The following is a 4,066-nucleotide window of genomic DNA, read 5'->3' on the forward strand; positions in this document are numbered from 1 at the left end:
ATAATGAATTGTTAGTGTTTGATAGGAATAATACCTTAAAAGGGGAAGCAAGAACAGCTACTTATAACAACAAGGAGTTAAGCTTTATTACCATTTATGGCGATCGCAATGAGGACTTAGTATTTCATGTACGTAATGGTTCAGAGATGAAGCCTACGACAAAAACATTTACTTTTAACAAGAATGATGTGCTAGGAACCTTTGCTAATCCTATAGATTTACGGGAGAAGATGAGTGGCGTTAGTTTGTATCCAAATCCGTTTAGTAATGCCTTTTCTTTAGAGGTTGATGTTGATACGAATCAGACAGCCGTTGTAAAGCTTTATTCGATGACCGGACAATTGGTGTATACGCAAGATTTTAAAGTAACTAAAGGATTTAATGTTATTAGTATAACGCCAAAAGTGAGCAATGGCATATATATGATACACTTAGTTACTAATAAACACATGTTGATAAACAAGATTATTAAGAATTAATAGGGGAGTTAGATGAAGACGTATTTTTATAAAATAATAGTTTTACTCTTGTTACAAGTAAGTGCCTATGGACAATCGCCAAATTGGGTTGTTAATGAAAGTCAGTTTCAATATACGATGTCTTTTGTTTCGTTTTTGAACCTTGATGGCAGCACACTATCTAACACCAATGATAAAGTGGGCGCCTTTGTTAATGGCGAGTTACGAGGCACTGCAAACTTGATATATGTTTCTAGTACCGACAGGTATTTAGCTTATTTGTTAGTGTTTTCTAATACCACGAATGAAACGGTTAATTTCAAGATTTATAATTCGGTAAACGATCAAGTCGTAGATGTTGCCACAACCGTAAACTTTGAGATTGACCGCCATTATGGCAATGTATTTCAGGCCTTTAGTTTAGCGAGTCCTGCATTGAGTAATGCGGCAAATATTATTGACTTTAGTTTTAGCGGCGCAGGGGTGACAAATACGACTATTTTAAATAGTGAAATAACTATTGAAAGCAACGCCTTTATTACCCAAAACAGTAGCGATTTAAATGCTGTTTTTCAATTGAGTGCAGGTGCAAACTTGTATGCTGATGTAAACAAGTTGTTGACAGGAACGAATTCATTGAATTTTACAAGGCCAAATACACTACATGTTTTATCGGCAGATGAATCTGTTTTACAGGAATGGACTATAGAAGTGATACCAGAAGTGGTCGCCGGCAATACAATAGCAATAAAAGCTTTTTTGCAAGGCCCTTACAAAACGAATACGGGCTTAATGGTTGATCTGTTAAGAAGCACTAATAGAATCCCAATAACCAGTCCTTATACAGACGGATTAGTTGTAAGCGACATCACCGTGTTTAATGCCGGAGGAACTTCCGGTTTGGGCCTAACACAAGATGATATAGTTGACTGGGTGTGGATAGAACTTAGAAATAGCAGTGATGCCATAACGATAGAGGCCTCAGCCTCGGCATTAATTCAAAGAGATGGCGATATTGTAGATATTGATGGTGTGTCACCTGTAACCATTGATGGTCTATCAGGAAACTATTACGTAGTACTAAGTCATCGCAATCATTTAGGCGTTCTAACCAATAATACAGTGAGTTTAACTGGAGGGACAACTAGTATTGACCTGTCAAATAATAGCACATTATTATTAGGAAATGTTAATGCGATTAAAGATATGGGCGATGGAAAATTTGCCTTATTTGCTGGCGATTTTAATGGAGACGGTCAAGTACAAAACACCGATAAAAATGCTGTTGAACCATTGCGAGGAATAAGCGGATATAACAATGCAGATATAGATTTGAATGGGGAAGTGCAAAATACCGATTTAAACAATTTACTAAACCCTAATATAGGTAAAGGACAACAGTTTACAGGTAAAAAATTAAGCACCAAACCGTAGAAATAAAAGAATAATTAATTTATCAACAAAAAACATGAAAAAAAATTACTTGAAAAACAACAACTGTATTATTACGTTACTTACATTATTTATAGGGCTTAACAGCTTTTCACAAAACGTTCAATTCACTTTTGAAAATGTGAAAAACACTAATGACGGTGTAGATGATTTTTATGAAGTAGATGTCATGATACATACCATTGACGGGAAAGCCGATTTTAAATTAGGATCGGGTCAAATATACTTCAATTATAATACGTCTGCCTTTGGAGTTAATGTTTATGCTAACAGTAGATTTGAAATATCGGCTAATTATGGTAGTGGGTACTTTTTAGGTGAGCTATCAGGATTCACAAATTTTTATAATATCAACACCATAAATGATCATTCTGACTCTAGAGTTTCATGGTCTTTTTCACAAGGGGTATCGTCTGGTGCTATGACAGAACTTATGAATACTACACCAAAGAAATTAGTTCATCTTAAATTTAAATATGTTGATGTAAATCAAGAACCTATGTTAACTTTTGAAAACAACGAAACATTGGTGTCTGGTTGTAGAGATCAGTTTTTTACAGCTTGCGGGCCATTTGATAGTGCATCAACTACACTAGATTGTACTGCTAATATTGATTCTCGAAATGTAAATGTACAATTTGTTGATGCAATGTTTATGAGTAGTGGGGCTACTTTATCTAATAAAGATTTTGAGCTTCTAACGGGTATTTTGTTGTATCCAAATCCAGCAAGAAACACTATTTATATTAAAGGACAGGTAGCGAAATTGACAACAATTGATGTTTATTCCCTAACAGGAAAACATATTATGAATATTAAAAATAATCTTAAAGAGATTGATGTATCTCGTTTACAGTCTGGAATTTATTTTGTTAAGCTAAATACTAAAAACCTGACTACAACTAAAAAAGTAATCATTGAATAAAAGTACTATAGAACAAATAAATGTTCAGGTTTTTTCACCTTAATGTTAGACTTGTTTATTCATAAACGGTTGAATCGAATAGAGATAATATAAAAAGGCTTTTTACAACAGAGGCGTCTTGGTGCTTTAGAATAATTTTTGATTGGTTGAAAAACTAGTTGTTGTTGAAATAAAAAAAGCCTCGACACGTCAAGGCTTTTTGGGTTTTAAAAATAAGTGGAATTTACTTCGTAAAAGGAACAGCAACTCTTACCGTTCCCCAACCTAAATGCATATTTATGGTGTTTCCATCTTCAGTAAACGCCATCGAGAAAGCTTCTAAAGAGTCTCCAGCCGTAACGGGAACAGCTAAACGTGCCACATCGTTAGCTTCCTTATAAAAATAAGAACCCCAAACGTTTAAATCTTTACTAATAATGGCAGTCCATTCTTTATCTCCCGGAATCACATAAAAGGTATAAGTCCCAGCTTTTAAAGGCGTACTCCCTAATGTCATGTCTTTGTAAAGCGTTAACTCTGCAGCTTCATTAGCGCCAGTACGCCAAACCTCACCGTTTTTTGCTAATGTACTCACTTCACGTCCGTTAAGTTGCGGTCTGCCGTATACGATCTTAATTTGCTTATTGGCATCTTTATAGCTTGTTGGAAATGAAGCACCATCCATGGGGCTTTTGTCCATTTTCGCGAATTCTTGAGCATCTATATTTGTAGATAATAACATGATACATGCAAAAGCGATGGTTGTAATAAATGTTGATTTTTTCATAATGTGTCTTTAGTTTTAATTTTTTTCAAGTTAAATGAAAATTCTCTTAAAGTTTTTATAAAAGTCGAAACCGAATGTTAAAGTTTACATTTTAAGAAGAAATAGTTTCTTTTTATTGAGTAGTTACCACTCCCAGTAGCAATTGGGAGGTCTTACTTTTATTCGTGGCTTACTGTTTTTATACTAGGAACGCATGAATATATTTCGCTATATCTTCTTAAAACGTTATTGCGAGGACGAAGGACGTGGCAATCTGTTAATAATTAACCCAAACCATAATTGCAGCGCATTATTTTTTAAAATGAATGCAGTTGTAAATACGAAGCATTCACAATTTAAAAATTTAACAATAAAAGGTGTGAGTAATGCCTAACTCAAGTATTTATTGCAAACTATATAATTAATTAAGGGTTTGTAGACCATAAAGAGGCACTTTTAAGCATGGCTCTTCTTGGTAGTTTTAAG

General features: G+C 34.3%; 4 protein-coding genes. 3 read left to right on the forward strand and 1 reads right to left on the reverse strand.

The window, feature by feature from the left end:
• The 3 genes from ACJAT7_RS18265 to ACJAT7_RS18275 form a co-directional block, all read left to right on the forward strand.
• Positions 1-479 (forward strand): T9SS type A sorting domain-containing protein (locus ACJAT7_RS18265; RefSeq protein WP_415228226.1); only part of this gene is annotated, 479 nt, incomplete at its 5' end.
• 12 nt (positions 480-491) lie between these two features.
• Entirely contained in the window at positions 492-1,892 is a 1,401-nt protein-coding gene (locus tag ACJAT7_RS18270; RefSeq protein WP_415228227.1) for a hypothetical protein, read from the forward strand.
• Between the two features lie 34 nt (positions 1,893-1,926).
• On the forward strand, positions 1,927-2,835 hold the full coding sequence (locus tag ACJAT7_RS18275; protein ID WP_415228228.1) for a T9SS type A sorting domain-containing protein: 909 nt from the start codon (positions 1,927-1,929) through the stop codon (positions 2,833-2,835).
• 223 nt (positions 2,836-3,058) lie between these two features.
• Here ACJAT7_RS18275 and ACJAT7_RS18280 read toward each other — a convergent pair whose 3' ends face one another.
• Positions 3,059-3,601 (reverse strand): DUF2911 domain-containing protein, encoded by a 543-nt coding sequence (locus tag ACJAT7_RS18280; protein WP_415228229.1) that lies wholly within the window; start codon positions 3,599-3,601, stop codon positions 3,059-3,061.
• Positions 3,602-4,066 lie beyond the last annotated feature (465 nt).

It is taken from the genome of Psychromonas sp., assembly GCF_047632995.1.
GTDB lineage: Bacteria > Pseudomonadota > Gammaproteobacteria > Enterobacterales > Psychromonadaceae > Psychromonas.